The 26,751-nt window shown below is 40.6% G+C and carries 25 protein-coding genes; 6 read left to right on the top strand and 19 right to left on the bottom strand.

Translation table 11 applies throughout. The annotated features are described in order from the left end of the window. Nucleotides 1-45: 45 nt before the first annotated feature. Together ystJ and dnaE are read right to left on the bottom strand one after the other, a co-directional pair. Entirely contained in the window at nt 46-1,284 is a 1,239-nt protein-coding gene (gene ystJ, locus BLW54_RS16420) for an NADP-dependent malic enzyme (RefSeq protein ID WP_035509623.1), read from the bottom strand. 127 nt (nt 1,285-1,411) lie between these two features. Next, entirely contained in the window at nt 1,412-4,762 is a 3,351-nt protein-coding gene (gene dnaE, locus BLW54_RS16425; RefSeq protein ID WP_074735943.1) for a DNA polymerase III subunit alpha, read from the bottom strand. 131 nt (nt 4,763-4,893) lie between these two features. On the opposite strand from dnaE, the gene ytrH reads away from it, so the two are divergent. Both ytrH and ytrI read left to right on the top strand, forming a co-directional pair. Continuing rightward, nucleotides 4,894-5,226, top strand: a complete 333-nt coding sequence (gene ytrH, locus BLW54_RS16430; protein WP_035509626.1) for a sporulation membrane protein YtrH — start codon at nt 4,894-4,896, stop codon at nt 5,224-5,226. Beyond that, nucleotides 5,226-5,723: a sporulation membrane protein YtrI gene (gene ytrI, locus BLW54_RS16435; protein WP_035509629.1), complete on the top strand. Its 498-nt coding sequence runs from the start codon at nt 5,226-5,228 to the stop codon at nt 5,721-5,723. Before ytrH ends, ytrI begins: the two co-directional genes overlap by 1 nt. A 16-nt stretch (nt 5,724-5,739) precedes the next feature. Here the strand turns inward: ytrI and BLW54_RS16440 are convergent, their stop codons facing one another. Then, nucleotides 5,740-6,699 carry a DHH family phosphoesterase gene (locus tag BLW54_RS16440; RefSeq protein ID WP_035509631.1) on the bottom strand — a complete coding sequence of 320 codons (960 nt, stop codon included), beginning with the start codon at nt 6,697-6,699 and terminating at the stop codon, nt 5,740-5,742. Nucleotides 6,700-6,820: 121 nt separating this feature from the next. On the opposite strand from BLW54_RS16440, the gene BLW54_RS16445 reads away from it, so the two are divergent. Then, nucleotides 6,821-7,123, top strand: a complete 303-nt coding sequence (locus tag BLW54_RS16445; RefSeq protein WP_035509633.1) for a YtpI family protein — start codon at nt 6,821-6,823, stop codon at nt 7,121-7,123. A 38-nt stretch (nt 7,124-7,161) separates the two neighbouring features. Here the strand turns inward: BLW54_RS16445 and BLW54_RS16450 are convergent, their stop codons facing one another. From BLW54_RS16450 to BLW54_RS16480, 7 genes are all read right to left on the bottom strand, one after another. After that, nucleotides 7,162-8,475, bottom strand: coding sequence for a DRTGG domain-containing protein (locus BLW54_RS16450; RefSeq protein ID WP_035509634.1), 1,314 nt, complete (start codon nt 8,473-8,475; stop codon nt 7,162-7,164). Between the two features lie 148 nt (nt 8,476-8,623). Beyond that, nucleotides 8,624-9,304 (bottom strand): metal-dependent hydrolase, encoded by a 681-nt coding sequence (locus BLW54_RS16455; protein ID WP_035509636.1) that lies wholly within the window; start codon nt 9,302-9,304, stop codon nt 8,624-8,626. 30 nt (nt 9,305-9,334) lie between these two features. Then, entirely contained in the window at nt 9,335-10,882 is a 1,548-nt protein-coding gene (locus BLW54_RS16460) for a polyamine aminopropyltransferase (protein ID WP_035518854.1), read from the bottom strand. Between the two features lie 80 nt (nt 10,883-10,962). Continuing rightward, nucleotides 10,963-11,358 (bottom strand): DUF350 domain-containing protein, encoded by a 396-nt coding sequence (locus tag BLW54_RS16465; protein WP_035509637.1) that lies wholly within the window; start codon nt 11,356-11,358, stop codon nt 10,963-10,965. Between the two features lie 15 nt (nt 11,359-11,373). Then, on the bottom strand, nt 11,374-12,042 hold the full coding sequence (locus BLW54_RS16470; RefSeq protein ID WP_035509639.1) for a DUF4247 domain-containing protein: 669 nt from the start codon (nt 12,040-12,042) through the stop codon (nt 11,374-11,376). A gap of 69 nt (nt 12,043-12,111) precedes the next feature. Continuing rightward, complete coding sequence (locus tag BLW54_RS16475) at nt 12,112-12,783, bottom strand: PspA/IM30 family protein (protein ID WP_035509641.1); 672 nt, start codon at nt 12,781-12,783, stop codon at nt 12,112-12,114. Between the two features lie 15 nt (nt 12,784-12,798). After that, nucleotides 12,799-13,311, bottom strand: a complete 513-nt coding sequence (locus BLW54_RS16480) for a DUF4178 domain-containing protein (protein WP_035509642.1) — start codon at nt 13,309-13,311, stop codon at nt 12,799-12,801. A 225-nt stretch (nt 13,312-13,536) separates the two neighbouring features. On the opposite strand from BLW54_RS16480, the gene BLW54_RS16490 reads away from it, so the two are divergent. Beyond that, nucleotides 13,537-14,499: a bile acid:sodium symporter family protein gene (locus tag BLW54_RS16490; RefSeq protein WP_074735948.1), complete on the top strand. Its 963-nt coding sequence runs from the start codon at nt 13,537-13,539 to the stop codon at nt 14,497-14,499. Between the two features lie 116 nt (nt 14,500-14,615). Here the strand turns inward: BLW54_RS16490 and ald are convergent, their stop codons facing one another. Both ald and BLW54_RS16500 read right to left on the bottom strand, forming a co-directional pair. Beyond that, nucleotides 14,616-15,734 (bottom strand): alanine dehydrogenase, encoded by a 1,119-nt coding sequence (ald, locus tag BLW54_RS16495; RefSeq protein WP_074735951.1) that lies wholly within the window; start codon nt 15,732-15,734, stop codon nt 14,616-14,618. Between the two features lie 85 nt (nt 15,735-15,819). Beyond that, on the bottom strand, nt 15,820-16,578 hold the full coding sequence (locus tag BLW54_RS16500; RefSeq protein ID WP_074735953.1) for an SDR family oxidoreductase: 759 nt from the start codon (nt 16,576-16,578) through the stop codon (nt 15,820-15,822). A gap of 566 nt (nt 16,579-17,144) precedes the next feature. Here BLW54_RS16500 and BLW54_RS16505 point away from each other — a divergent pair. After that, complete coding sequence (locus BLW54_RS16505) at nt 17,145-17,606, top strand: universal stress protein (RefSeq protein ID WP_035509651.1); 462 nt, start codon at nt 17,145-17,147, stop codon at nt 17,604-17,606. 143 nt (nt 17,607-17,749) lie between these two features. Here the strand turns inward: BLW54_RS16505 and BLW54_RS16510 are convergent, their stop codons facing one another. From BLW54_RS16510 to BLW54_RS16525, 4 genes are all read right to left on the bottom strand, one after another. After that, the gene (locus BLW54_RS16510) at nt 17,750-18,262 is read right to left on the bottom strand and encodes a MogA/MoaB family molybdenum cofactor biosynthesis protein (RefSeq protein WP_074735956.1); all 513 of its coding nucleotides are present in this window, start codon (nt 18,260-18,262) and stop codon (nt 17,750-17,752) included. Next, nucleotides 18,263-19,093, bottom strand: a complete 831-nt coding sequence (locus BLW54_RS16515) for an EcsC family protein (protein WP_083391573.1) — start codon at nt 19,091-19,093, stop codon at nt 18,263-18,265. A gap of 101 nt (nt 19,094-19,194) precedes the next feature. Next, a complete protein-coding gene (locus BLW54_RS16520) occupies nt 19,195-20,385 on the bottom strand; it encodes an acetate kinase (protein WP_035509654.1) in 1,191 nt (396 codons plus the stop codon). A 123-nt stretch (nt 20,386-20,508) separates the two neighbouring features. Beyond that, nucleotides 20,509-21,501 (bottom strand): class I SAM-dependent methyltransferase, encoded by a 993-nt coding sequence (locus BLW54_RS16525; protein WP_035509656.1) that lies wholly within the window; start codon nt 21,499-21,501, stop codon nt 20,509-20,511. 265 nt (nt 21,502-21,766) lie between these two features. On the opposite strand from BLW54_RS16525, the gene BLW54_RS16530 reads away from it, so the two are divergent. Continuing rightward, on the top strand, nt 21,767-22,570 hold the full coding sequence (locus tag BLW54_RS16530) for an NAD kinase (protein ID WP_035509658.1): 804 nt from the start codon (nt 21,767-21,769) through the stop codon (nt 22,568-22,570). An 85-nt stretch (nt 22,571-22,655) separates the two neighbouring features. On the opposite strand, the gene BLW54_RS16535 is transcribed toward BLW54_RS16530, so the two are convergent. The 3 genes from BLW54_RS16535 to BLW54_RS16545 form a co-directional block, all read right to left on the bottom strand. After that, entirely contained in the window at nt 22,656-24,242 is a 1,587-nt protein-coding gene (locus BLW54_RS16535; RefSeq protein WP_035509660.1) for an amidohydrolase, read from the bottom strand. A gap of 103 nt (nt 24,243-24,345) precedes the next feature. Further along, nucleotides 24,346-25,557 carry a tRNA uracil 4-sulfurtransferase ThiI gene (gene thiI, locus BLW54_RS16540; protein WP_074735959.1) on the bottom strand — a complete coding sequence of 404 codons (1,212 nt, stop codon included), beginning with the start codon at nt 25,555-25,557 and terminating at the stop codon, nt 24,346-24,348. Between the two features lie 5 nt (nt 25,558-25,562). Further along, nucleotides 25,563-26,702 carry a cysteine desulfurase family protein gene (locus BLW54_RS16545; protein ID WP_074735963.1) on the bottom strand — a complete coding sequence of 380 codons (1,140 nt, stop codon included), beginning with the start codon at nt 26,700-26,702 and terminating at the stop codon, nt 25,563-25,565. Between the last annotated feature and the right edge of the window lie 49 nt (nt 26,703-26,751).

Below are 26,751 nucleotides of genomic sequence, written 5' to 3' on the forward strand. Positions count from 1 at the left end.
TTTTATAAGAAGGAGAAAACCAGTAACCTGGCTTCCCCCTCCTTATTATTCTTCGTCAATCAATGTCAGTTGTCGCGTTTTTTCTGCCACTTCCTCCGGATCAACATGATGGCGAGCCACGCCAGATTCCATAGCGGCTTTTGCAACACTTGCAGCTACAGCAGGCGCTACCCTTGGATCAAATGGAGCCGGGATGACATAATCTTCGCTCAGTTCATCTTCACTTACTAAAGAAGCAATGGCCTCAGCTGCAGCAATTTTCATTTTCTCATTAATCCGCGTTGCTCTGACATCCAGAGCCCCTCGGAAAATCCCTGGGAATGCCAGTACATTATTTACCTGATTTGGGAAATCGGAGCGGCCTGTCCCAATCACGCGGGCGCCTGCTTCTTTTGCAGCTTCAGGCATTATTTCCGGTTCTGGGTTTGCCATCGCGAAAATTATAGAATCATCATTCATTCGCGCAACCATCTCCTGGGAAAGCAATCCGCCAACTGATACACCGATGAAGACATCAGCGCCTTCCATGACCTCTTCAAGGTTCCCTTCTGTGCGGTCTTTATTCGTGATTTTAGCAATCTCATCTTTTACCTCGTTCATGCCGTAATCCCGTCCTTCAAAGATTGCGCCTTTGGAGTCACACATAATAATATCACGGACACCGAAATGATAAAGCAATTTAATAATGGCTATCCCAGCAGCACCAGCGCCATTGGCAACCACCTTAATCTCTGAAAATGATTTACCAGTAATCTTTAAGGCATTCATAAGCCCGGCCACTGTTACAATCGCCGTTCCATGCTGGTCATCATGGAAAATTGGGATATTCGTTTCTTTCTTTAAGCGATCTTCGATAATGAAGCAATTAGGAGCGGCAATATCCTCCAAATTCACACCACCGAAAGTAGGTTCCATCAATTTTACTGTCTGGACAATTTGGTCAATATCTCGTGTATTTAGACAAATAGGAAATGCATCCACACCAGCAAAACTCTTAAATAGCGCTGCTTTGCCTTCCATGACAGGCAGGGAGGCTTCCGGACCAATATTCCCCAGTCCAAGTACAGCCGATCCATCACTAACGACAGCGACCATATTTCCTTTCATTGTATAATCATAGACGGTATCCTTATGGTCATAGATTTCTTTACAAGGCTCAGCTACCCCAGGGGAATAAGCCAAGCTTAAATCTCGTGCATTTTTAACAGGTACTTTGGAGTGGGTTTCAAGTTTTCCTTTGTTAACACGGTGGATGTGCAATGCTTCATCTCTTAAATTCGACACGACGACACGCTCCTTTTTAACTTATAATAATACCGATCCAGGTGGTCTGACCACCATTAACTTCTTAATTATAACAGATGATCATGGAGTGTAAAGGAATACAAAAGCACGGGCTTAGTTTTTAATTTTATTCTCCATTCTTTATTGGCCGTACGGCTACAGAAGTTTCACCAAAAAACTCATATAGTTTATTTAAGGTTTTTTTTGAAAGGCTAAGAGAGTAATCATCATCCAATTTGTAGGTTCCCCTGTCTTCAGATCGAAAAATGAAGACTGGTGTATTCCCCGGGAAATATTCAGCTAGCTTTTTCAGCTTTTCTATTGAATAATGTTCATTTTCTTTAGATACTTTAATAAAAAGTCGCCGTTTTTCATGCTGTTCTGTTCCTTCTTGAGCGAAAGGAGTGGCATGATCTATAATCAGTTGTTTTTGACCGTTCCTTTCTTCAACCCTACCCGCTAAATAAACCAACATCTGTTCTTGCATCCAAACTTTTACGTTTCGATATGTTTCCGGAAAAAGTACAGCATCCATTTCAGTCGATTCATCACTAATAGTCAAGAATGCCATCGGATCTCCCCGCTTTGTACGGATTTCCCGTACACCGTCTATGACACAAGCCACTTCTACTTTTCTCTTAGGTGGTACACGATGAGCTTGTAATATAGATAGAATGCCGCTCTCATTTAGTCTTCCCCGCTGATGTGCAAGAGGATGTTGGGACATATATGAACCTAATACTTCTTTTTCCATAGATAAACGCTTCAAAGGAGGGAATGGTTCGACATGGATCATTTCCATATCTAATTCATTTCCAAAGAAACCTGGCTGATCTTGAAACTCTTTAAAAAGCTCTCCTTGTTCAAGAGCTTGATCAATGCTTGCAAGTACACTTGCTCTATTTTGGTGAAGTTCATCAAAAGCCCCCGCTAAAACTAGTGCTTCAATTACTTTTCTTGAAACAATCTTCCCATCAGTGCGAAGACAAAAATCATTGAGATTTCTAAACTGACCCTTTGATCTTTCTTCCAAGATGCTTTGAGCTGCTTGATAGCCCACACCTTTAATAGCTGTCAGTCCTATTCTTATATCCCCTGAATCGTTTTGGGAAAGAATATGACTTCTATTCACAGAGGGAGCATTTACTTTCACTCCCATATCCCTAGCTTCTCTGATGTAGATCGTCATTTTATCCTTGTCTCCAAGGTGAGCGTTCATAAGTTCGGCTAGAAAATAAGAGGAATAGTGAGCTTTCATATAAGCTAATCTATAAGAAATCATACTGTAAGCCACTGCGTGGCTTCTGTTAAAACCATAATTAGAAAACTTGACAATCCAATCAAACAATTGATGAGCAACCGAATCATCATAACCTTTCAGATTACAGCCATTTACGAATTTCAATCGTTCGTTTTCTAACACTTCCCCTTGTTTTTTACTTACTGCTCTTCGTAACAGGTCGGCTTGACCTAAAGAGTAGCCGGCAACATACTGAGCTACTTGCATAATCTGTTCTTGATAGACCAACACCCCAAAAGTATGAGATAAAATCGGCTTCAGATCTGGATGGGGATATTCGATGTTTTTACGTTTATTTTTTCTATCAATATAAACAGGAATATATTCCATTGGACCTGGACGATAGAGAGCATTAACGGCTACGACATCCTCAAAATGATTAGGTTTCAACCGCATTAGAACGTTTTTCATTCCTTGTGACTCCAATTGGAATACGCCATTAGTTCTACCTTCCTTAAGTAAACGAAAAGTAGAAGAATCATCCAGCGGAATTTGATCTATGGAAAATGACTTGTTTTGATAACGTTTCACTTTTCTTTCCATTTGTTCCAAAAACGATAGATTCCGGAGACCGAGAAAATCAATCTTTAGCAGTCCAATTTTTTCTAAATCTCCCATAGCGAATTGTGTTAAAGCCACCGGCCCTTGACTATTCAGCAAGGCCGTGTAATTCACTAGAGCATGCTCACTCAATACCACTCCTGCTGCGTGCGTGGATATATGCCTCGGAAGTCCTTCCAGCTTTGCGGCTACTCGAAATAATAACTTCAGACGGTCTGAATTCCGAATATAACTCTTTAATTCTTCGGAATCTTTCACAAGATCAACTAAAGATATGGATGTTGTCTTAGGGATATGATGAAGTATGAAAGAGGCATCATTTTCATCTATTTTAAGCACCTTAAACAGCTCTCTAAGAACACTTCTTGCAGCGAATGTTCCAAACGTACATATTTGAGCGACACGATCACTACCATATTTTTCAGCAACATAGGTAATGACTTCATCCCTGCGGTGATCAGGGAAATCAATATCTATATCCGGCATCGAAATTCTTTCCGGGTTTAAAAACCGCTCAAACAATAAATTATACTCAAGAGGGTCGATTTGAGTAATGCCGAGCAGATAGGCGACTATAGAGCCTGCGGCAGACCCTCGCCCTGGACCTGCGTGTATCCCTTTTTGTCTGGCATAGCTAATAAAATCCCAAACAATAAGGAAATAATCACTGAAACCCATGGAAGTAATGATCGATAATTCATGAGCTAATCGTTCTTTTGCCTGTACACGCCTTTCAGATTCATATTTTTTCACCAGAGATATCTCACACAACTCCCTCAAATAATCTTCCGACTTAGCTTGATCTGGAGTCGGATAAGAGGGAAGCAATTGCCGATCAAGCTCCAATTCCACATTACACGCGGCCGCAATGTCACTTGAGGCATCTAACGTTTCAGGCCACCACTCCCCGAAAAAGTCTTCCATCTCCCTCTGTGACTTAAGGTAATAGTGATGTTCATTTTCGTCAGAACTATAACGTGTCCCTTCATTTATCGCCTGCAAACATTGATAAGCATCTGCATCTTCTTTATGAAGATAGCGTACATCCCCAATGGCTACAACGCTCATTCCGTTTTCTTTCACCCATTCTTTCAAAGGTGTATGTAACTGCCGTTCTGAGTGAAGATCACGATCTTGAATGCTCAAGTAAAAACGATCAGCCCCTAATAATTCTAACCAGCGCTGTCGTGAGTCCTCAAGTTTTTCAGTCATACGATTAGCTATCGTTTCTGCCCAGGGGGATGAGGAGGTTAACTGAACAAAGATCAAACCATCTCTATAATTGGTCAACTGATCCAGCGTCATATCTTCACCTTTTGTCTGAACAAGCGTGCTGATTTGAAGTAGGTTTTGATAACCTTTATTAGTTTCTGCCAGAAGGATCATTGGAAATGGAAGAGAACGATCTAACACTGTTGTTTTTAACCCGATGATTGGTTTAATCCCCATTTTTATACATTTATCGTAAAATGTAACCGCTCCACTCATCGTATTCTCATCTGTGATCGCCATCGCGTGAAAGCCGACATCTTTCGCCGTCTTTACCAATGGATCAATTTTGACTGTACTCTTCATTAAGCTGTATCCTGTCTGGACATTTAAATGAGTAAAAGTCATTTCGTACACCTTCTTTCATATAAATTATAGCTAGTCTATGAAATGGATGAAAGCCTCCTGCATAAATAGGCACAAGAAAGAATAATGGTTATTGTAAGAGACTATTTCAAGCCAGCGAAAAGAGGGACAAGATGGAAGATCGCTTAGTCATATCCATGATTCAATGCTTCTTTATCGCTTTCGGGGTTATTGTAGGAGGAACGATTATTGGAAGTATCGGAAGTTTTTTAACAGGGGAAGCAGCATTAACCTCTATGTTCCGCATCGCAAAAGGTTTAAGAATTTGGGCGATTGTTGCGGCAATCGGAGGAACATTTGATGCCATTAGCAATTTTGAAAAAGGAATCTTTGACGGATCCACTTTTGATGTTTTTAAACAAGTAATGATTATTATCGCAGCAATGGGCGGAGTCAAAACAGCCCTGCTTCTTTTCGAATGGTTATTAGGTGATGAGGTGACCTAATGCATTTTCCAGCCTATCATAAAAGCAAAGAATGGAGACGCCTGTTCGCTGGTCTTGTATTAGGCGCTGTCATCGGTTACGCCTTTTTTGTTTATGTTCACGGTCAATTACAACAAAAGTATACGGAAGAACACATTGAAATGACCGCTAAAATCAGTGAGTGGGAAACAAAATATGAGGCCTTATTAAAAAACCAGGAACAAGGGTCAAACGAAAAACCGATGAGTATCAAAGATATATCGATCACTTTTACAAATGCGAAAAAGTTGGAAGTCGACCTCCTTACCCAACATCAATTGACAACCTTAGTAAAGGATCAACTGGTCAGTATCACAGGAAAAGATATTACAACTGTTGCGGATCAAGTAGACTTAATCGTTTCAGCAATTGAAAATAAGAACTATGTGGTCGATGATTTCACTTACGAACTTAAAATCACACGACTCATCGTTTCGGAGACCCTTTCTTTTCACCTGGAAATTAAATTAGTCCGATAATGATTTTGAGCAGGCTTTATTCAGCCTGCTCTTTTTTATACTCCAAGCATTTCTCTCGCAGTTCTTCCGCAATTTCATCTGTCTCTTCCCAGGAAGAAGCGGTTGCTCCGGAAGCCAAAGGATGACCACCACCTTTATGGTTTGCAGCAATCCCATTTATTACCGGACCTTTAGAACGCAAACGGACTCTAATCGTATCCTCTTCTTCCACAAAGAACGCCCAAGCTAACATCCCTTCAATATCTCCCAGCAACCCTACCAATTGACTAGTTTCAGAAGGTGTGACTTCAAATTTTTCCAATGTTGCCCGGTCAAGACGAATGGTTGAACACCCTGCTTCATGGACAGTGAAATTTTGTAAAACATATCCCTTAAGCTTGGCGACATGAAGAGGTGTTTTATACATTTCGTTATATAAGATAGGGCGATCAAAATTATAATTAACAAGTTCAGCGGCATAAGAAAGGGTTTGTTTGGTCGTACTCGGGTATAGGAATCGACCAGTATCCCCTACGATACCTGCATAAAGCAAACGAGCGGCTTCATCATTCATCTTCAACCCTTCATCAGCAAATTCTAAATAGAACTGAAAAATCATTTCAGAAGTAGAACTTGCTGATGTATCCACCCATTGAATATCACCATAGTTATCCACTTCAGGATGATGATCAATCTTAATCAATAGCTCTCCCTGGTTGTAACGTTGATCGTCAATTCGAGCCTGATTGGCAGTATCGCAGACGATGTTTAGAGCTCCATGGAAAGTTTCATCAGGGACTTCGTCCATAGTGATGAGAAAATCCAATGAGGGTTCCCCTTCCCCTGTTACATATACCATCTTTTTTGGAAACGTTGCCTGTATGAGCCTCGCTAATCCTGCTTGTGAACCATAAGCATCAGGGTCTGGACGAATATGTCGATGAATGATAATCGTATCATGATTCTTAATGGCATCTAAAATCGCTTGTTTACTCATAAAAAAAGCCTCCTCTTCTTCTTTCCATACTTTATAATAATAGAATCCTCTGTACAGGTAGCCTTTTCAAGAGAAACAAGCTACAATAAGAGGGAAAATTAACTTCAGGAGTCGATCTATAATGATAATTTTTCCGATCCTTATCTTAGTCTCTTTTGTACTCTATATCTACTACAAGGTGATGATTATCCGTTCCACTGATCCTTTAACACAAGAGTACCTGAACAGCAAAGCGAAGTTATTCCTTGGAAGCTTCATCTTCTTTTTTGGAATCAACCAATATGTATTCTACCAGACGAAACTTTCCTTATTTATAGGAATCGTATTTATCGCTCTGGGTATTTTCCAGGCAAGGCTGGGGTGGAAAGCAAGCAAGCATTATCAAGCTGAATATCAAAAGCACCGGACAAGCCCTCAATCTTGAGCTTGGCGCGGAAAAGTCGCTGATCTACAGCGACTTTTTTATCGATCAATAAGTTGTGCCATGAGCAATGCCTTACCAACAACCGATTTGTTATGATGGACCTCTATGTCCACTTTCGCAAATTTCCTTCCAACTTCTAGAATTTCCGGTCTTACTTCGATCTCGCTTTCAATCTGTACAGGCTTGATAAAAAACACAGAAATGTTTTCAACGACAAGATCGCCTTTTTTATATTTTCTCAACAACCGGCTTGAAGCTTCTGTAATCAATGAGATAAAAACGCCATAAGACATCGTGCCCAGCGGATTTGTCATCTGAGGCGTAACCATCGTTTTCCATACGGGAGACGTATCATTCTCCTCCAAAATTTCCATGCGATTTGTAGCGAGGTCATCAATAGTTTCTCCTACTTGAGGCTGTCTCTGGATATGCTGTAACGCTTTTAATACATCCTGACGGGAAATAATCCCTTGTAGTTTATGAGAGGGATCCACAACAGGCATTAATTCAATCCCTTCCCATACCATGACATGGGCTGCATTTGCTAGTGAAGTCTTTGCATGGACGGTCATTGGATTCCTTGTCATGACCTTATCAATCCTCATATTTTTATCTTTCCCAATGACATCTCTGGAAGTTACAATTCCGACTACACGATTTTGTTGATCAACAACCGGATATCGGCTGTGTCCCGTTTCCGTATTAAAATCATGCCAGCGGGAGACTAAATCTGCAGATCGTAAGAACTTGGAATGACTATATGACGTATAAATATCATCGACAAGCACAATTTCTTTTTTGATCAACTGATCATAAATGGCCCTGTTGATCATGGTAGCGACTGTAAAGGTATCATAGCTAGTTGAAATCACTGGCAGTTTCTTTTCATCTGCTAGTTTTTTTACGGTTTCACTTGTATCGAAACCTCCTGTGATTAAGACGGCCGCTCCTTCTTTAACGGCAAGCTCATGGGCATTTGTCCGGTTCCCTACAATTAGTAGAGAACCAGCCTCCGTATAACGCATCATAGCTTCGAGCTTCATAGCTCCTATAACGAATTTACTTAACGTTTTATATAAACCTTCTCGACCACCTAGAACCTGCCCGTCCACAATGTTAACAATTTCGGCAAATGTCAGCCTCTCAATGTTTTCTTTTTTCTTCTTTTCAATCCTAATAGTGCCGACACGTTCCATCGTACTGACCAAGTCTTGGTTCTCCGCTTCCTTAATGGCCCTGTAGGCTGTCCCCTCACTCACGTTTAAAGCCTTCGCTATTCCTCTTACAGATATTTTACTGCCGACTGACAGAGACTCAATATGTTCCAGAATCTGTTCATGCTTCGTTGCCATATGACCACCAAACTTTCTAACTGTACTAATCATTTTACTTTTAATTGTTATTATACAGTTGATACAGATGATCCGCAATTTCTTCCAGAAGTTTCAGAAAAAAAGCCGTTTGCCTTTGATAAGACAAACGGCTTTATATAGCCTGCTTTCACAGCTCTAATGACTCACCCGGCTTCAGTGCTTTTCCTGTACCTGGTTTTACCTCTTCCGCAAAAGCATCTCCATCTTGGTTAATTAAATCAAAGGTGTTGTAGTGGACTGGGACCACCTGTTTCGCTTGAATCCATTCTGCTGCTACAAGAGCATCTGAAGGCCCCATAGTAAAATTATCACCAATAGGAAGAAAAGCCAGATCGATATCATTTCGTTCGCCAATTAATTTCATATCGCTGAACAACCCAGTATCCCCAGCATGATAAATGGTTTTCCCATCAATGGTTAGAAGGATCCCCGCGGGCATACCGGTATATATAATCGTGCCATCTTCTTCTGTATAAGACGAACCGTGGAAGGCCTGTGTAAATTTCACATACCCAAAATCAAACTCATGACCACCTCCAATGTGCATTGGATGAGCATTCAGCCCTTTGTTTCCAAGGTATTCCGCCAGTTCGAAAGGGGCTACAACTTGCGTGTCATTTCGTTTAGCAATTTCAAATGTATCCCCAACGTGATCATTGTGTCCATGCGTAAGCAAGATCACATCAGCTTTCACCTCGTCCGCATCCAGGTCTGTGTTCCCGTTTTCTGAGATGAACGGATCAATAAGTATCGTTTTCCCATTTGCTTCAACTTTTACTACGGCATGACCATGATAAGAAACTTTCATTTCCAACACTCCTTTAAAAAGAATACCTATTTAATAGTTTTGCCAAGCTCGTTCATATTTTTGAATTAAATGAGGATCTATTAATGTATTTGGTTTTAATGGGATCGCTTGGCCATCCTTGTTCAAGATTTCCCCATCTTCATCTTTTCCAAACACCGTCATGGATTGAAAGACTTCTTCTGTAAGAAACTTCGTATCTACTGAAAAGCGAACCTCCTCAATATCAATAGGCTTCCGGCTCGCCATTACAAACCCCCAATTGCCAAAACTAGGTACATCCACATGAAAGTTTTCTGTATGAAGCCCTGTAGAAGCAATCGTCTTATCAATTGTCCAATAAACATCTGTTGCAAATAACGGACTTGTTGCCTGAACCATCGTTGCTCCACCAGGAGATAAGTGGTTTCTTACTAGTGAATAAAATTCTTTTGTGTACAACTTGTTCAGACTTTCATTATTTGGATCAGGCAGATCTATAATAATCACATCATAAAACTCATCCGATTTTTCCAGAAACTCAAAAGCATCTTGATTTAATACATCCACTCGAGGATCATCAAGGGCTCCCTTGTTTATTTGCAGCAAATGGTAATTGCTCCTGGCGAGATCTGTGACGGCAGGATCAAGATCCACAAGAGTGATTTCCTTAATCTCTTTATACTTAAGCAATTCATTGGCAGCTATTCCATCTCCTCCACCCAGAACAAGGACTTTATCCTTATTCTCTGCAAAAGCAACAGGCGGGTGGACAAGGGTTTCATGGTATCGATGTTCATCTGTTGAACTAAACTGTAAGGATCCATTTAAAAATAGGCGAGTGTCCCCCTGTTCCTTGGTAAGCACTATTCTTTGGTAAGCACTTTCTTCCATATGAATAATAGGGTCTTTATACAGCTTCTGTTCAAAAGAAAAAGCCATCTCTTCCCCGAAAAACAATCCCGCTATAAGAAGAACGCCTATCACAATGGCACCTGTTAAATGAATCGATAAGGTCTTTATTTCGGACCGAAATAAATATAAGACGGTAACGGCAACAGCTAAGTTTATACATGCGACAAAGAAAGCACTCTTCACCATCCCCATCTGGGGTCTTAAATAGAAAGCAAATAACAAACCACCGATTAATCCACCCGCGTAATCCGAAAAAAGCACCCGAGCTGTACTACGATTTAACTCTTCCCCGATTTCATTGGCTTTTCTAATTAATATGGGCAGTTCTAATCCTGTCAGTGCACCTATGGTGAATGTCACCAGGTATAGAAATAAGGCATCTGTGCCAGAAGGAGCGAAAGCGGTCATTCCAAACATTGTAAAACTGGAAAAACCACCAATTAATGCCACCATGAATTCAATCCAAATAAAAGTGACAATTAGTTGTTTCATCACTCGTTCACTTATACTTGCCCCAATACCCATTCCCGTTAGAAAAAGGCTGATGGTCAACGTGTACTGCTTTACCCCATCGCCTAATATATAGGAACCCAGTGCACCGAATAACACCTCAAAAATAATCCCACATATGGAAACAATGCCAGATGCCCAGTATATAAAATGACTTTTTCTAAAATTTGCTTCCACTTTGTTCACTCACTCCACTTTTCACAAAAATCCACTATGAGGTCTATTCATAGTGGATTTCTTGAAGATGTCTGGTGCGATTACGTAATCGACGCGCCGATAACAAAAGCTAACCCGATGGATACCCCCATCGTAATAATACCAACAGCTGTATTATTTTCCTTCAGCTGTGTTTCTACAGAAAAACTGCGTGTGAATAATTCAAACAAAAGATAGGCAATCATTTGAAGAATAACACCGTAAGCTCCCCAAATTAGTGTATCCCATACGGTAAAACTGTGATAGATGGCAAATGATAGCACAATACAAATCCCTATAACCTTACCTGCAATAGACATGGCAACTGCTTGATTTCCCTGCTTTACTTCTTCCCAATCCTTGTACTGCCTAGTTAACCATTCAAAGATCACCAGTCCGATGACAACAATGATAATAGCCATGACAAAATAACCTAGAGTAGACAAAAATGGTTCCATTATTAATAACCTCCTTTATTTTCCTGTCCCGGGACCCCCACCACGATTGGTAGATCCTCTCATAGAACTTGTTCCTCCGGAATTATAATTCCCATACATGCCATAACCTCCATAACAATTCCCGGTTTGCTGACAGCTGGACCTTCTCCGGTCATACCAATCATTGGATCCAAGAGCCCGATTCAGCAAGGACCCTAAAAATAGTCCCTGAAAGAAGCTTGGAGAATAATTATTTCTAACAAATTCATCAGATGCTAGCTCAATGGTAATCAATCCCGCTTCTTCGTCACTCTCCTGTATAATTACAAAATGATCCGGATAGATGAGTGCCTGCTTATTTTCCTGTCTTTCACTTATCTCTTCCGGGGAGATTGCCGACGACAAAGAATCTGCGACTTCTTTCAAAGTCAACTCCTTTGTCATATAAATTCTCGATATGCCTTGATCCGATCTCACTGTATCTAATAAAGGAAAACTTTCCTGAACCAATGATTCTATATCCTTTGCTTCAGACATTTCAATCGTATTTAATATTTCAGAGCGATCAGGCTCTGAGGGAAGTTCACCATATGTATCTTCGGTAGCAGAGCCTGACATTCCTCTCTGGTCATTTCCACCGAATACATTGAACAATAAGAAAAAGGCAATGATTCCTACGACTATGATTCCTGCATAATCTTTCAAAACACATCCTCCTTCCACAAAAAATAGCCGTGCCTGACTTGTGGCCAGGCACGAGACTTCGACCAGAGATTACCCTTTATTCATCTTTTTCTTCAATGCTTCCAATTCACTATCTACACTATCTTTATTATTCAATTCCTCGAATTCATCATCAAGGGACCGGCTTTGGGAAGACATATCTTCACTTGTTTCGGCCTCTGCTTCATAATGCATCACTTTTTCTTCCATACGATCAAAACCTTGACGCGATTCGTCTCCTCCGATATTTGACATCGTACGATTCATCTTCGTACGTGTTTTTGCCGATTCTGCACGTGCTTTCAATGAATCTTTTTTCAGTTTCATTTCCTGGTATTCTTTTTTCATTTCATCCAGTTTCTGGCGAAGATTGTCAGCATCCTGCTGTGCACGTTCCCAAGAAGATTTTAACTGATCTGCTTGATCCTGGTGATTTTTCTTATCCTCCAAAGCCCGGCGTGCTAAATCTTCATTTCCTGCTTCAATCGCCTTTTCAGCTTGCTGCATACGCTTATCTACAAGAGCTTGAGAATCATCATATTTCCGTTTCAGCATTTTTTCATTGGCAATTTGTTTCGCTACTGCACTTTCCGCTTCACGAATGTCGTTTTCCATATCCCTCATAAATTGATCCAGCATCTTGACAGGATCTTCAGCTTTATCCAACATCGAATTTAATTCGGAACCCACCACTGTCTTCACACGTTTAAAAAATTTGAACATCTTTATATTTCCTCCTTATTTTGAACCTGCAATAATTTTAATTTCATAAGCTTCAATATCATGACCTACACTAACTTCAACTTCACTCCCCCACGATTCGACACTTACATATGTCTCTTCATCTTCTGAAATATATTCGGCATAACGGGAAGTTCGGCCGTTAATATTTTTGCTTCTTCCTTCTCCCACCACGCGCGCTTCCCCTTCTTCATCTTTGAAAAAGGATTGGCCCTCGTATTCCAGTGTCTTAGGGAAAGGCAAAGTTACAGGTAATTTCACTGTTTCATATATGCCTAACTCTAACTCGTCATCCATTTCAGCGGCCAGCCATTTTGTTTGATTCCCCTCTAATAACTGATAGGAAAACCATTCATACCCTCCATCCCGGTACGTAATTTTACCGACGACTTCATAATCCACAAGATCATAGGTGACAATGTCACCTACTTGGATATTCAGGGGAGTTCGCTCTGTTACTTCAGGTGTCTGTTTGTCCTTATTTGAAAACAATCTTGAAAAGAATCCCAACTCTTCTCTTCACCTCTCCTTCAACTTTGACCCTGTGTACTTGTATGTACGTTTGTTACCAATCAAAGGTTTCACTTTTTCTTTTTATTTTACGTTCTATTTGAAAGAATCTCAAATCCCCCCTAAACCGTCTTTTTTTCGTTTTTTTCCCAGAGAAGATCCTTTGATTTTTCAGAAAAGCGAGTATAATCAGACATTATCTTTCTACAATTGGAGTGATATCGCATGAAGACATTAGAAAAAATAAGCCAATTCGCTGGCAGCACCTTTGCCTTATGGGTTCTTCTTTTTGCCGCATTATCTTTTTATGTTCCGGAAGGATTCACATGGATTGCCCCATACATTGTCCCCTTATTAGGAATTATCATGTTTGGTATGGGGTTGACCCTTTCAAAAAAGGATTTTCTGGAGGTTTTTAAACGACCGAAAGATGTTGCGATTGGAGTAGGCGCACAATTCATTCTGATGCCCCTTCTGGCCTTTCTATTAGTGACTATACTTCCTGTATCCCCTGAAGTGGCCGTCGGGGTGATCCTCGTAGGATGCTGTCCTGGAGGGACATCTTCAAATGTTATGACCTATTTATCAAAAGGAGATACAGCACTCTCTGTAGCTATTACGTCTGTATCAACTATACTTGCGCCCCTCTTTACGCCATTTTTAGTTTGGATATTTGCCAGTCAATGGCTTCCCGTTTCAGCTGGAGATCTGTTTCTTTCAATTGTTAATGTTGTCCTTTTACCTATTATTCTTGGGGTTGGTGTGAAAACCATTTTCAAAGAAAAGGTCGAAGCAACAATCAAGGCTCTTCCCCTTATTTCTGTTATCAGCATTGTGGCTATTGTAGCGGCCGTTGTAAGTGTAAACCATACCCAAATTGCAGAGACAGGAGCCACCATCTTCGCTATTGTTGTTGTTCACAACCTTCTTGGTTATTTGACTGGGTATGGATTAGGAAAACTCTTTAATATGGAGCCCATCAAAAAGCGCGCCGTTTCTATTGAAGTTGGTATGCAAAATTCCGGTTTAGGGGCGTCTCTAGCAGCCGTGCATTTCAGTCCACTTGCAGCTGTACCAAGTGCCATTTTCAGCGTGTGGCATAACATATCCGGACCAATCATAGCGACCATCTTTCGAAAACAGAAGGAGGTTAAGTCGACAGATCATCATTATACAAAATCCGCTTAAAACAGAACTCCTAGACAATTCCCTTATAGATGCCTGCTTATAACTTCTTTTCAGGGATGCTACAAATAGATAATGAAAGCGAGGGTAGATTCGTTTATCCTCGCTTTTCCCAATCATTATTTATGGAGAAATTCCTTAGCATCTGCATATTTTAAACCTTGCGCCTCAGCCACAGCTTTATAGGTTACATATCCGCCAAGTGTATTAACCCCTTTGTATAGAGCTTCGTTTTCCTGACAAGCCCTCACATACCCTTTGTTTGCTAACTGTAGAGTGTAAGGAACTGTAACATTCGTTAATCCTATTGTTGATGTTCTTGGCACAGCACCAGGCATATTAGCTACAGCATAATGGAGCACCCCATGCTTCACATAGGTAGGATCATCATGGGTCGTAATTCGATCCGTTGTCTCGAAGATACCACCTTGATCAATGGCCACATCAACGATAACCGATCCATCCTTCATTGATTTCACCATATCCTCCGTTACAAGGCTAGGTGCTTTGGCACCTGGAATAAGAACAGCGCCTATGACAAGGTCGGACTCTGACAATGCTTCCTGGATATTTAATGGATTGGACATTAATGTATTAATATCCGAGCCGAAGATGTCATCAAGCTGTCGCAAGCGTTCGGGATTAACATCTATAATAGTCACATCTGCTCCAAGTCCCATTGCGATCTTAGCAGCATTCGTTCCCACAACTCCGCCGCCAATAATCGTTACGCGTCCCCGTCGGACACCTGGTATTCCCCCTAACAGGATCCCTTTCCCTCCTCTTGACTTTTCAAGGAATTGGGCACCAATCTGAGAAGACATTCTCCCTGCCACTTCACTCATCGGTGTAAGTAAGGGCAATGATCCATTAGGTAATTGCACTGTTTCATAGGCTATAGAAATAACTTTCTTATCTACAAGTGCTTTGGTTAATTCTGGCTCTGGAGCCAAGTGTAAATAAGTAAACAAAATTAATCCTTCATTAAAATAATGATATTCTTCCGGTAATGGCTCCTTTACCTTCATGACCATGTCCTGGTTCCAGGCTTCCTTGGCTGAATTTACGATAACAGCCCCAGCTTCTCTATATTGTTCATCTGTAAAGCTCGATCCTAGTCCAGCTTTAGTTTGGACATAAACTTCATGACCTTCGGTTGTTAAACTGACAACTCCTGCCGGTGTCATTGCTATGCGATTTTCATTGTTCTTTACTTCTTTGGGTACTCCAATTTTCACTGTTACAACCTCCTCATTCTATTGTTCATGTAACATATAGATGAATCCGTTTAGCGAAATGATTTTCTCTTTTATTTTACACTCCTTATCGGTGCCTATGTATGACATCTAGGCCACCTGTTACTTCATAAATGGTTCCAGTGATCATATCAGAATCCTCTTCACAAAGAAAGGCTATCATCCTTGAAATATCTTCACCTGTTCCTGGTCTTCCGATGGGAGTCTCTTTATCCTCCATTCCTCTGCTATCCTTTATAGAGGCTTCCTTCCAATCTCCTACAATGTTCCCCGGGCAGATCATATTTGAGGTGATTCCATATTCTGCTTCTTCATAAGCGACTGTTTTCGTAAGTGATACAAGGCCCACTTTAGCTGCTGCGAAAGCCGAACGATAAATCCATCCTGATGCTGATTGCGCCCCCTGAAACCCATAATTAATAATTCTCCCAAAGTTCTGCTTTCTCATAAGCGGAACCGTGCGTTTAAGTAAATAGAAGACAGCATCAAGATTCCCACGAATCATCGTATCCCACTCATCTTCTGTGTAATCCATCAGTTTTTTTCGTTTAAAAATATAAGGTCCCGCATTGTTAATTAAGTAATCGACCCTTCCAAAACGTTCCACCGTTTCTTTAACAAGACGATCTAAATCTTCCAGCACTGTTACATCAGCCTGGATTAATTGAATCCTTTCATGATCGTTAGGAAACTCTTCAAGTAACGCAAAAGCCTTTTCCTTATCGTTCCTATACGTAACAGTTACGGAATGATTGAGATTTAATAGCTGCTCTGTCACTTTCCTCCCCAATCCTTTTGTGCCTGCTGTAATGATCGCATGTCTCATCTATCATCCTCCTCTTACGCCTTTACTTAGGTAATGATTTACTCCCCCTTACCCTTACACTAACCCCCTTATTTAGAGGGAGAGGTTGTTTGAATTTGGTAGAGTGGTCGTATGATAGCTTTTCTAATCTTTGCAAAAGTCAGGCCTTATATTCCCATTTAATGATTCACGTATACTACAATAACTGTACTACAAATCATGAGCACGATTCACTATTGATGCTTTACACATGTATGTATAGGCTAACTAGCCTTCTCGACAAATAAATTTTGTCCTCAATAGTCCATTTCTTTATAGTTCATTAAACCCAACAGAAAGTCTTCTGTTGGGCTTACGTATTATCGCTTATCTTTATTTTTCACACCTGACTGGTAACTTTCGTTTATAGATGACATTAGTCGCTTTTCCATATCTTTTTCTTTCTCCAATGGATTCTTTGGTTTTTTCATAAAAACACCTCCTTTTATAATATTCGCAAAATTATCGAAATTATGCATGTATAGAGAGTCTATGGGCGAAGAGGACATGATATAATAGAGATAACAAAAAGAGAGGGGGCATCAAGCATGACTTTTGAGTACAAAGATATTGTAGTGGCTGTCGATGGGTCGGTAACGGCTGAAGTAGCATTTAATAAAGCGATCGATATCGCAAACCGGAACGATTCAAAGTTAATTTTAGCCCACGTAGTCGATACAAGAGCTTTTGCTACAGTGGAAGCATATGACCGGTCTTTAGCCATCCGTGCCGAACAATATGCAACAGAATTGTTAAATGACTACCAGGAAAAAGCAGAAAAAGCCGGGGTAAATCATGTGGTTGTTGACGTAGAATATGGTTCTCCTAAGGTGAAGATTGCTAAAGATGTCGCTCCCAAATACAATGCTGATCTCATCATTTGTGGTGCCACAGGTTTAAGTGCCATGGAACGGTTCTTTATCGGTAGTGTATCCGAACACATCACACGGTATGCCTCCTGTGATGTGCTTGTTGTCAGACCGGATAATGCAACAGAGGGGCAAAAATAGAGCTAAAGTACCCTTCCCTGCTCCCCTTGACTTAGGAAGTGGAGAGAAGTTGCTGGAGCAGGGAATACTGCCTCTTCACAAAGAAATGCTCACGGAAGGCTATCCTTTACTTAATCAATAAAAAGCCCGGCCCCCGGGCTCTTTTATTGATCTTTATACAATTCGCGGACAACATGCGGAAGTTCTGGAATAATTAATCGATCCATAGCAAGCTTAACAGCACCTGAAGATCCAGGAGTAGAAAAAACCGCTGTTTTCCCAGCCACTCCTGCAATAGCCCTCGATAAAATAGCAGCAGATCCGATATCTTCCGTATAGCTTAACATACGGAAAATTTCCCCGAAACCAGGTATTTCTATATCAATCACGCTTTGAACAACATCTATCGTTACATCCCTCTTCGCTATCCCTGTACCTCCGTTCAACAACACGGCATGCACGTCAGGAGAGTCAATTCCCTTTTGCAAATAGCCCCGGATGAGTTCTTCTTCATCTGCCACAATATGATATTCTACAACCTCATACCCTTCATTTTTTAGTTTCTCTATCATCAAACTCCCACTCTTATCTGTTTTTTTGGTACGTGTATCACTAACAGTAAGAATAAAACATGTGATAGGAAAGCTTGTATTTGCTTTATGTTCTTTCACGGACATTTATTGCTCCCCTTCCTGTTCCATGAGGTGGCGATACTGGTAGAATTTCATCGCAAACTCTGTTACTTGTTTCGTTAAATGGTAGTTAGAATATGCCCCTATTGCAATACTGATGAAAGGTAAGCCTTGGATGAGTTTTTTTCTGAACATCAGAATAAACAAAGACTTAAAACATTGTTTTACTGGTTGTTCCAGCCAGGCTTCATCCGTTAATTGGTCCTCCCCTGAAAAAATATAAGGGTGTTCCTTTCTTTTCACCTCGTCCATTAACTCATTCCACGCAGTTACTCTCAAACGTTTAGGCAATGTAGCCGCATGAAAAACTTTGAGGGAGATCATCATTTCATATGGATGGTTCATCTCATGACCAAACGTCAAACCAATTAATTGAATAGCACGGATGTTCATCAACATCATTAAAGGGTAATCAATTCCGAGGAACAGCCATCCCCCTGCCCCTGTCAAACCACCTTGAGCAAAAGAATAAAATCGACCGCGTGTCATTTGCTGCTCTGCTATGTAAGTTAACTGCTCAACCGTCAATTCATTATTCATATCTTCAATCCGCTCAATACGGGTAGAAAAAATACGCCCAACTGTCAATATTCGTTCCCTTGCCTCATATTGGTATGAAGTTCCTTGCAAGAAAGCATGAGTATGAAAAAACCAAGCATCAAGTTTTGAAAAAAAGGCTTTCCTTACATTCGGGTTTATGTTCCTAAAATGTTGCTGAACCCAATGATCATAAACCATTTCAAAATCATTGGGCTGATATTGTTTATATTGTTCCAACCAGTTGTTTAATTCAGTACGTATTCTTTGGTGTGACAAAGCGATCCCTCCTCGTCTTTGTTCCTTACCATTTATTGTAGACTTAAAGTTCAAAAAAAAGCAATCGCGCCTATCTTCATCAGGAGCGATTGCTTTTTTCATTAAAGTCCTTTCTCAACTGTGTCACGAGCAATCATGACTTCTTCGTTTGTAGGAATAACCATTACTTTCACAGGAGAATGTGGGTAATTAACAAATGCGTCTTTTCCACGAACTTTGTTAAGAGCCGGGTCCCAATAGACACCCATAAACTCCAACCCTTTCAATACTCGTTCACGCATTGTAACACTATTTTCACCTACACCAGCTGTAAAGATGATCCCGTCGATCCCGTGCATCCGTGCCGCGTAGGAACCAATATATTTGTGAATACGAGCAGCAAAGACCTCTAAAGCAAGCTCTGCGCGCTCATCTCCATTATCCGCACGTTTTTCAATATCACGTAAGTCACTTGAAAAACCAGATAATGCAAGCATCCCACTTTCTTTATTTAATACGTTCATGACTTCATTCGCTGTTTTACCCGTCTTCTCCATAATGAACGGAATCAAGGCTGGGTCGATGTTACCTGAACGTGTCCCCATTGTAACACCTGCTAACGGTGTAAAGCCCATGGATGTATCAATCGATTTACCACCTTCGATCGCTGCAATACTAGCGCCGTTCCCAAGGTGGCAGGATAGAAGACGCAGTTCTTCCAAAGGACGCCCCAGCATCTCTGCCGCACGCTCAGAAACGTATTTATGAGAGGTACCGTGGAAACCGTACTTACGGATACCATATTCTTCATAATACTCGTAAGGCAAGCTGTAAAGATAAGATTGCTCAGGCATAGACTGGTGAAAAGCCGTGTCAAAAACAGCCACATGAGGGACATTTGGTAACACTTCACGGAAAGCATGGATTCCAGTCAAGTTTGCTGGATTATGCAATGGAGCTAAATCAGACACTTCTTCAATCTCTTTAATTACTTCATCTGTGATATACACAGATTCGCTGAAACGCTCCCCGCCATGGACCACACGGTGACCCACACCATTAATCTCATCAAGAGATTCGATGATTCCATTTTCAGTCAATTTATTAAGAAGCATTTTAACAGCTTCTCCATGATCAGGAATATCTGTTACTGTTTCATTTTTTTCATCATTTACTTCAATTGTAAACACACTATCATTTAGGCCGATACGTTCAACCAGCCCTTTGGTTATTACTGTTTCTTCAGGCATGTCGATCAGTTGGAATTTCAGTGATGAACTACCTGCATTTATAGCAAGAATATTATGACTCAATGTTGCTCATCCCCTTAAAATTTAGGTTCGTAATTTTCTACCATTACTATTTAATCACCCGTCTTCACCGATTTCAAGGTAGTTGGGAAATGATAGCGTTTACTTGTTATATTCGTTATTTTCTCACAATTGCGTTCCTTGATAATCATCAAACCATTTATTCATTTGGGCAAGAATATCTGCCATCCCGTTCGGGTTTTTGAACGATGGTAATTTGACCAGCAAAGCCTGTTTTGGTGCCTTTGTCTCGGGACCTTTTTTCTGTAATATTAAAATGCTTTTGCCATGTTTCTCATCTTTGAATAAAGAGTCAGACAATTGAAGCATGCCAACAATGTGGGCATGTTCGCGAAGAAAGGCGTTTAGCTCTTTTGATTGATCACTATCAAAAAGGAAGTTCGGCACAATAAACATAAGGAAGCCGCCTTCTGTTGTGTAATTCAAACCTTGTTCAATGAACAGGTGGTGGGCATAGGATAACCCTTCTTTCGATTTCAAATCATATCGTTCTGCTTGAGCATCATCTGGATAATACCCTACTGGCAGATCACCTAACACAAAATCGACCGGTTCCATAAGGAAAGGGGCCAAACTGTCCTGATGGAAAAATTCAATTTCATTTTTTTGCAAGTTTGCATTAGCTACAGCTAGTTGGATTAAGGTAGGGTCAACTTCACTTGCATAAGCTCTCACTGGCATATCTAATTGATTCATAACAGAAGTGATCAAATTCCCACTCCCCGCTGCCGGGTCAAACAATTTTAAATCCTCTTTACCTTCGTAAAGTTTTGATGCCAGATACCCCATAAACATAGCTACAGAATCGGGAGTGATTAAATGCTGTTGCTGTGTTGCTCCCTTCATTCCCTTTAAAATAGCAAGCTGGACTGCTTTACGAATTTCTTCTTTTTCGAATTCTTCTTTTTTCATCTTCAAAAGTTCATTAGTGAGATAAGTTTGCAACGACTCTCCCATATCATCAAAAGGTTGACCATTGAATAAGACATCCATAGTTTCAGCAATTGCCTCTAAATAGGTGATATTCAAATCTTCAGAAATAACGGTGGCCGTATCATCAACCCATTGAAATAGTTTTTCCACTTGTTCCTGCTTCATAATCATTCTCCTTCACTTAAATTCGTGGGCTCTCTATATTCCTTAAGAGAGCTCTTGTAAATCAAAAGAAATTGGCGCAGCTGTTTTTACACATGATGCGCCAATACCAACTTTCCTTTTTGCGTTTTCGTCTACTCCCACCATATCGAAATCCACACCGCAATTCAACAATGATAAACTTTCACGATTTATTTGAAAATTGTGTGCGGTTTCAAGAGTGAAATGATAAAATGACATCAAGCTTTACATAAGAGGAGGATCCTAGATGAGCGATCAACGAAGAAACTTATACTTTTTTTATCAACAAACCGAAGAATTAAATGATAAATTGGAGTCGCTGTTCCAACTGGCAAGAGATAACGACTTTCAGGTCGTAGAAGATTCGAATAAGGCCAACATCATCATTGCAGTAGGAGGCGACGGCACATTCCTTCAAGCCGTGCGTAAAACAGGCTTCAGGCAGGACTGCTTGTATGTAGGAATTAGAGCTGGAAATGAAGCCGGACTATATTGCGATTTCGATATAGATAATCATGATGAGATGATCGATGCCATGAAAAATTCGGAAATTGAAGTTCGGCGATTCCCCCTGATTGAGACAACCATCAATAATGAGTCAACTTTTTCCTCCCTGAACGAGTGTAGTGTGCGTTCAACATTGATAAAATCGATTGTCGTTGATGTGTACATCGATGATCTCCACTTTGAAACGTTTCGCGGGGACGGCTTAATCATTGCTACCCCAACAGGAAGTACAGCTTACAACAAATCCATCAATGGAGCCGTTGTTGATCCTAAACTTCCTTGCTTCCAAATTAGCGAACTTGCTTCCCTTAATAATAATCGTTACCGTACACTGGGTTCATCGTTCATTCTCAGTGGAGAGCGAACATTGAAGCTTACCGTCCGTCAAGATGGAAACGATCACCCGATTATCGGTATGGACAACGAAGCATTCTCTATACGTAACATCCATGATGTAACCATTAAACTTAGTGAGAATGTCATTAAGACAGTCAAACTTAAAAACAATACCTATTGGGATCGTGTTAAACGAACATTCCTTTAATGGAAAACGAGGGGCTTCCAAATAATTGGAGGCCCCTCGTTAGTTAATATCATTCAAATAAGGTAAGGATCTTTGTTCATTACTATTACCTTTGATAAACAATTTCTTCATCAACCACTGTCATGGTTACAGTAGCGTCAGCAAGCTCGTGGGATTTGAGTGCAAAGAGATCCCGGTCCAATACCGTAAAATCTGCGAGATAGCCTTCCTCTATCATTCCTTGTTCCCTTTCTTTGTTGATCGCTTGAGCGCTTCCTTTCGTATAGAGAGAAATAGCCTCATAAACGGTCAATTTTTCCTCTGCTTGGTAAACCGCATGATCATATGTGGCTCTTCGATCGACTGCTGCCCTGATTCCAAGCAAAGGATTTATTTCTTCAATGGGGGCATCGGAGCCGCCCGCACATTTGATACCTGCATCTAATAGTGTTTTCCAAGAATATGAATTTTTCAACCTTAAATTTCCTAGGCGTTCGATTACCCAAGGAAAATCAGAAGCAACGAAGGTCGGCTGAATATCCAGCACAATATTTAAACGTTGCAATTTATGAATAAGATCAGGACTTAATATTTGCGCATGAATAATCCGATCACGCTCTCCGTTTTTCAGTGGATTAGCCGCTATAGCATCAGCAACTGCTTCAACAGCCCCATCTCCGATAGCATGGACAGCTACCGGCATATCCCTTTTTCTCGCTTCCTTTACTAACGAATCAAGCCCCTCATCTGTATGAATAGCGACACCTTTATTTTCAGGGTCATCGGCATAGTCATCTTTCAACCACGCTGTTCTGCCTCCTAAGGCTCCATCAGAAAAAATTTTCAATGCACCCAATTCTACAAAATCAGTCCCTTGCTTGAACCCAAGTCCTTCTTGGTCTACTTGGTCGATCACTCCATGATGGACCAAAAGATGAGCCCTGAATTTTGTCTGTTTGCCATCGATCACATGAAGGAAAGCATCAAACGTTTTTCTAAAGCCCCCGTAATAATTCAAATCTTCACTATGACCACCAACAAGACCATAGGAATGCATATCTTTTACTGCTAAATCAGCAGCTTTCCTTAAATATTCTGGTGTTACTTCCGGCATGGCTTGTTTGATGATTTCCTGGGCTTGGTCATGGAAGTACCCGACAGCCTCTCCCTGTTCATCTCTTACAATTACTCCGCCTTGAGGGTCTGGTGTGTCTTTGTTAACTCCGGCCATGTCCATTGCTTTTGAATTAGCAAGCAAGGCGTGACGACAGACCCTTGTGAGCATCATCGGATGATCAGCAGAAATTTCATCAAGCTCTTGCTTATGTATAATCCGTTTATCTTCCCACTGATTTTCATTCCAGCCATCACCGATAATCCACTCTCCAGCAGGCAGTTGCTCAGCATGCTGTTGCAATGCTTGTTTTACCTCTTCCGCTGATTTCATAAAGGAAAGATCCAATCTCATGAGGCGTTCTCCATGACCAATGATATGCAGATGACTGTCAGTGAAACCTGGATACATAACTGAACCTTTCAGGTCACATTCTTCAGTAATATCCTCTTTATAAATTTTATAAAGTTGTTGTGTATCCCCAGTCGCTTTAACTTTTCCCTCGGAGGTTACAACCGCTTCTACCCATTCTCCCTCATTTTTCATCGTATAAATTTTTCCACCGTACCAGAGTTTCATTTTCTCCACTCCTTCTCTCCTTTAATTCTATCTATATCCTATTTTACTTAAAAAAAGAAATATTGTCCTAAAAAACCCCAGCTTTTTATAGCTGGGGGGAATTTTATAATAAATCATCAAAATCATCTTCCTCTTGACCTGTATGTTCGTCTGGTGAGACTTCAATAATATAACTTTCTTGCAATGCCTTTTCAATATCTCCATTAAAGTCTACATTTGATTCGTAATAGTTCGCTTTCTCTCTTGTAGGTTTTGTCTTTGGAGATTTGGGTACAAACACTGTGCAACAATCTTCAAATGGACGAATGGAAATGTCATACGTTCCAATTGTTCTAGAGATATCAATAATCTCAATTTTATCCATAGATACGAGTGGACGAATAATTGGATAGTTAGTTACCTCGTTGATTGTATTCATACTTTCCATCGTCTGACTTGCAACTTGCCCGAGGCTTTCCCCTGTAGTAATAGAAAGAAGACCATTTCTCTCAGCGATCCGTTCACTTATTCGCATCATCATTCGTCTCATGATTGTCATACTGTAGCCTTCAGGCATTTCACGATGAATTGTTTGCTGAACTCCCGTGAACGGAATGACATGAATTTTCACCTTGGAACCAAATTTGGACAGCTCCTGTGCTAAATCAATAACTTTCTGTTTTGCTCTCTCACTTGTATATGGAGGAGAATGGAAATGAATCGCTTCAATTTCCACCCCACGTTTCATAGTTAAATAGCCGGCGACCGGACTATCAATACCCCCAGAAAGCATCAACAAGCTCTTCCCTGTTGTTCCTACAGGTAATCCTCCGGCACCTGGGTAATCCTGTGCTGTAACATAACAGCCTTCATGACGGACTTCCACTTTTATCTCAACATCAGGGTTATGGACATCAACGGTGACCCCTTCAGTGTGACGTAAAATATGTCCACCTAATAAGGGATTCATTTCTTGAGAAGGAATAGGAAAGGTTTTGTCCGTACGTTTAGAAGAAATCTTGAACGTTCGAGCACCTTTCGCATCTTGGAAAGCTAGTAATGCCGCACCTTTCATTTCTTCCTCATCTTTTTCAATTTTTACAGCAAAACTCAAACTATGAATGCCGAAAATTTCCTGACATTCCTTCATCACCTGATGTGGATCTTCTCCATTTAATAAAACATACATCCGTCCTTGAGTCTTTTGTATAGTTGTATTTGAATACTTTTTTAGTTTAATGGCAATATTGCTTTGCAACTTTTGTTCAAACGCTCTTCTGTTTTTTCCTTTTAGTGCCATTTCACCATAGCGGATCATAATGCGATCGAATTTCATTCAACTCACCCCATCGTTGCTTTTAAATTTTCTACGGTTTGATCTAATTTTCTCAGAAAAGTGTGGATCTCATCCATTTCATTCAACGTAGAAAGACTGACTCTTAAAGCAGAGGTAGTTCGTTCATAATCTAAATGACATGCCTTTAACACAGCACTTACATCTGGCTGCTTGGAAGAACATGCGGATTTAGTAGAAATGAATATTCCTTCCTCTCCTAACGCATGAATGACCACTTCTGGTTTGTACTTCGGAATTGAAAAGTTAAGAATATGAGGAGCCCCATCTTCTGGAGAATTAATCATATAACTCGCTCTTTCTTCAAGGCCTTTCCACAAAACCTGTCTCATTTCTGCCAAATGGGCCACCTTTTGTTCCAGGTTTTCATTCAATAGTCGAAGGGCTTTCACGAAAGCTACAGTGCCTGGCAGATTTTCTGTACCTGCCCTTACCTCCGACTCTTGACTCCCTCCATGTAAGAGGGGAAACAGTGTAACATGTGGTTGTTTAATAAGTGCGCCTGTCCCTTTCAAACCATGAATTTTATGACCGGATAGTGTACACAAATCAATGCCCCATTCTTTAATGGAAAGATCCACTTTTCCTAAGCCCTGTACATGATCAACATGGAAAAAGACTTTAGGGTATGATCTCAGAAACTGTCCGATTTGTCTTACAGGTTGGATGGTACCTACTTCATTATTCACGCTCATTACACTGACAAGGATTGTATCGGGTCTTATAGCATTTTTAATATCATCGGGGTTAACCTTCCCGTTCCGGTCCACATTTATATAAGTAACATCAAAGCCCAGTGTCTCCAGTGCCCGAAATGCTTCCATAACCGACGGATGTTCAATCTGAGTTGTAATTAAATGTTTTCCTCTGGATTGGTGCTGCAGAGCTATTCCTTTAACAGCCATATTATTTCCTTCCGTTCCTCCTGAAGTAAAAATAACCTCTTGGGGGGCTACATTCAATATTTGAGCTGCCTGTTTTCTTGAGCGGTCCAGCAAACGTTCCGCCTCACTTCCAAAACTGTGTACAGAGGAAGGATTGGCATAATATTGGTCCGCGACCTTTTGGAAACTATTTAACACTTCCGGATGCGGGTGTGTAGTAGCACTATTATCTAAATAGATCATGAGCTTTGACTCCTTTACTTCAAATTGCAGTCCATTATTTTATCATAAC

Origin of the sequence: Halobacillus karajensis (genome assembly GCF_900108515.1) — a bacterium.
In the GTDB taxonomy this organism is placed as follows: Bacteria; Bacillota; Bacilli; order Bacillales; family Halobacillaceae; genus Halobacillus; species Halobacillus karajensis.

What these genes read in the sequence shown, in the direction of transcription:
- BLW54_RS16440 (WP_035509631.1), bottom strand. Translation starts at nt 6,699, where the DNA reads ATGAGTAAACAAGCGATTTTAGATGCCATTAAGAATCATGATACGATT.
- BLW54_RS16535 (WP_035509660.1), bottom strand. Translation starts at nt 24,242, where the DNA reads ATGAAACTCTGGTACGGTGGAAAAATTTATACGATGAAAAATGAGGGA.
- BLW54_RS16545 (WP_074735963.1), bottom strand. Translation starts at nt 26,702, where the DNA reads ATGATCTATTTAGATAATAGTGCTACTACACACCCGCATCCGGAAGTG.
- BLW54_RS16490 (WP_074735948.1), top strand. Translation starts at nt 13,537, where the DNA reads ATGAAGACATTAGAAAAAATAAGCCAATTCGCTGGCAGCACCTTTGCC.
- BLW54_RS16510 (WP_074735956.1), bottom strand. Translation starts at nt 18,262, where the DNA reads ATGTCCGTGAAAGAACATAAAGCAAATACAAGCTTTCCTATCACATGT.
- BLW54_RS16530 (WP_035509658.1), top strand. Translation starts at nt 21,767, where the DNA reads ATGAGCGATCAACGAAGAAACTTATACTTTTTTTATCAACAAACCGAA.
- dnaE (WP_074735943.1), bottom strand. Translation starts at nt 4,762, where the DNA reads ATGACTTTTACTCATTTAAATGTCCAGACAGGATACAGCTTAATGAAG.
- BLW54_RS16450 (WP_035509634.1), bottom strand. Translation starts at nt 8,475, where the DNA reads ATGGCAACGAAGCATGAACAGATTCTGGAACATATTGAGTCTCTGTCA.
- thiI (WP_074735959.1), bottom strand. Translation starts at nt 25,557, where the DNA reads ATGAAATTCGATCGCATTATGATCCGCTATGGTGAAATGGCACTAAAA.
- BLW54_RS16455 (WP_035509636.1), bottom strand. Translation starts at nt 9,304, where the DNA reads ATGAAAGTTTCTTATCATGGTCATGCCGTAGTAAAAGTTGAAGCAAAT.
- BLW54_RS16500 (WP_074735953.1), bottom strand. Translation starts at nt 16,578, where the DNA reads ATGAGACATGCGATCATTACAGCAGGCACAAAAGGATTGGGGAGGAAA.
- BLW54_RS16475 (WP_035509641.1), bottom strand. Translation starts at nt 12,783, where the DNA reads ATGTTCAAATTTTTTAAACGTGTGAAGACAGTGGTGGGTTCCGAATTA.
- BLW54_RS16505 (WP_035509651.1), top strand. Translation starts at nt 17,145, where the DNA reads ATGACTTTTGAGTACAAAGATATTGTAGTGGCTGTCGATGGGTCGGTA.
- ytrH (WP_035509626.1), top strand. Translation starts at nt 4,894, where the DNA reads ATGGAAGATCGCTTAGTCATATCCATGATTCAATGCTTCTTTATCGCT.
- BLW54_RS16465 (WP_035509637.1), bottom strand. Translation starts at nt 11,358, where the DNA reads ATGGAACCATTTTTGTCTACTCTAGGTTATTTTGTCATGGCTATTATC.
- ytrI (WP_035509629.1), top strand. Translation starts at nt 5,226, where the DNA reads ATGCATTTTCCAGCCTATCATAAAAGCAAAGAATGGAGACGCCTGTTC.
- BLW54_RS16525 (WP_035509656.1), bottom strand. Translation starts at nt 21,501, where the DNA reads ATGAAGCAGGAACAAGTGGAAAAACTATTTCAATGGGTTGATGATACG.
- BLW54_RS16445 (WP_035509633.1), top strand. Translation starts at nt 6,821, where the DNA reads ATGATAATTTTTCCGATCCTTATCTTAGTCTCTTTTGTACTCTATATC.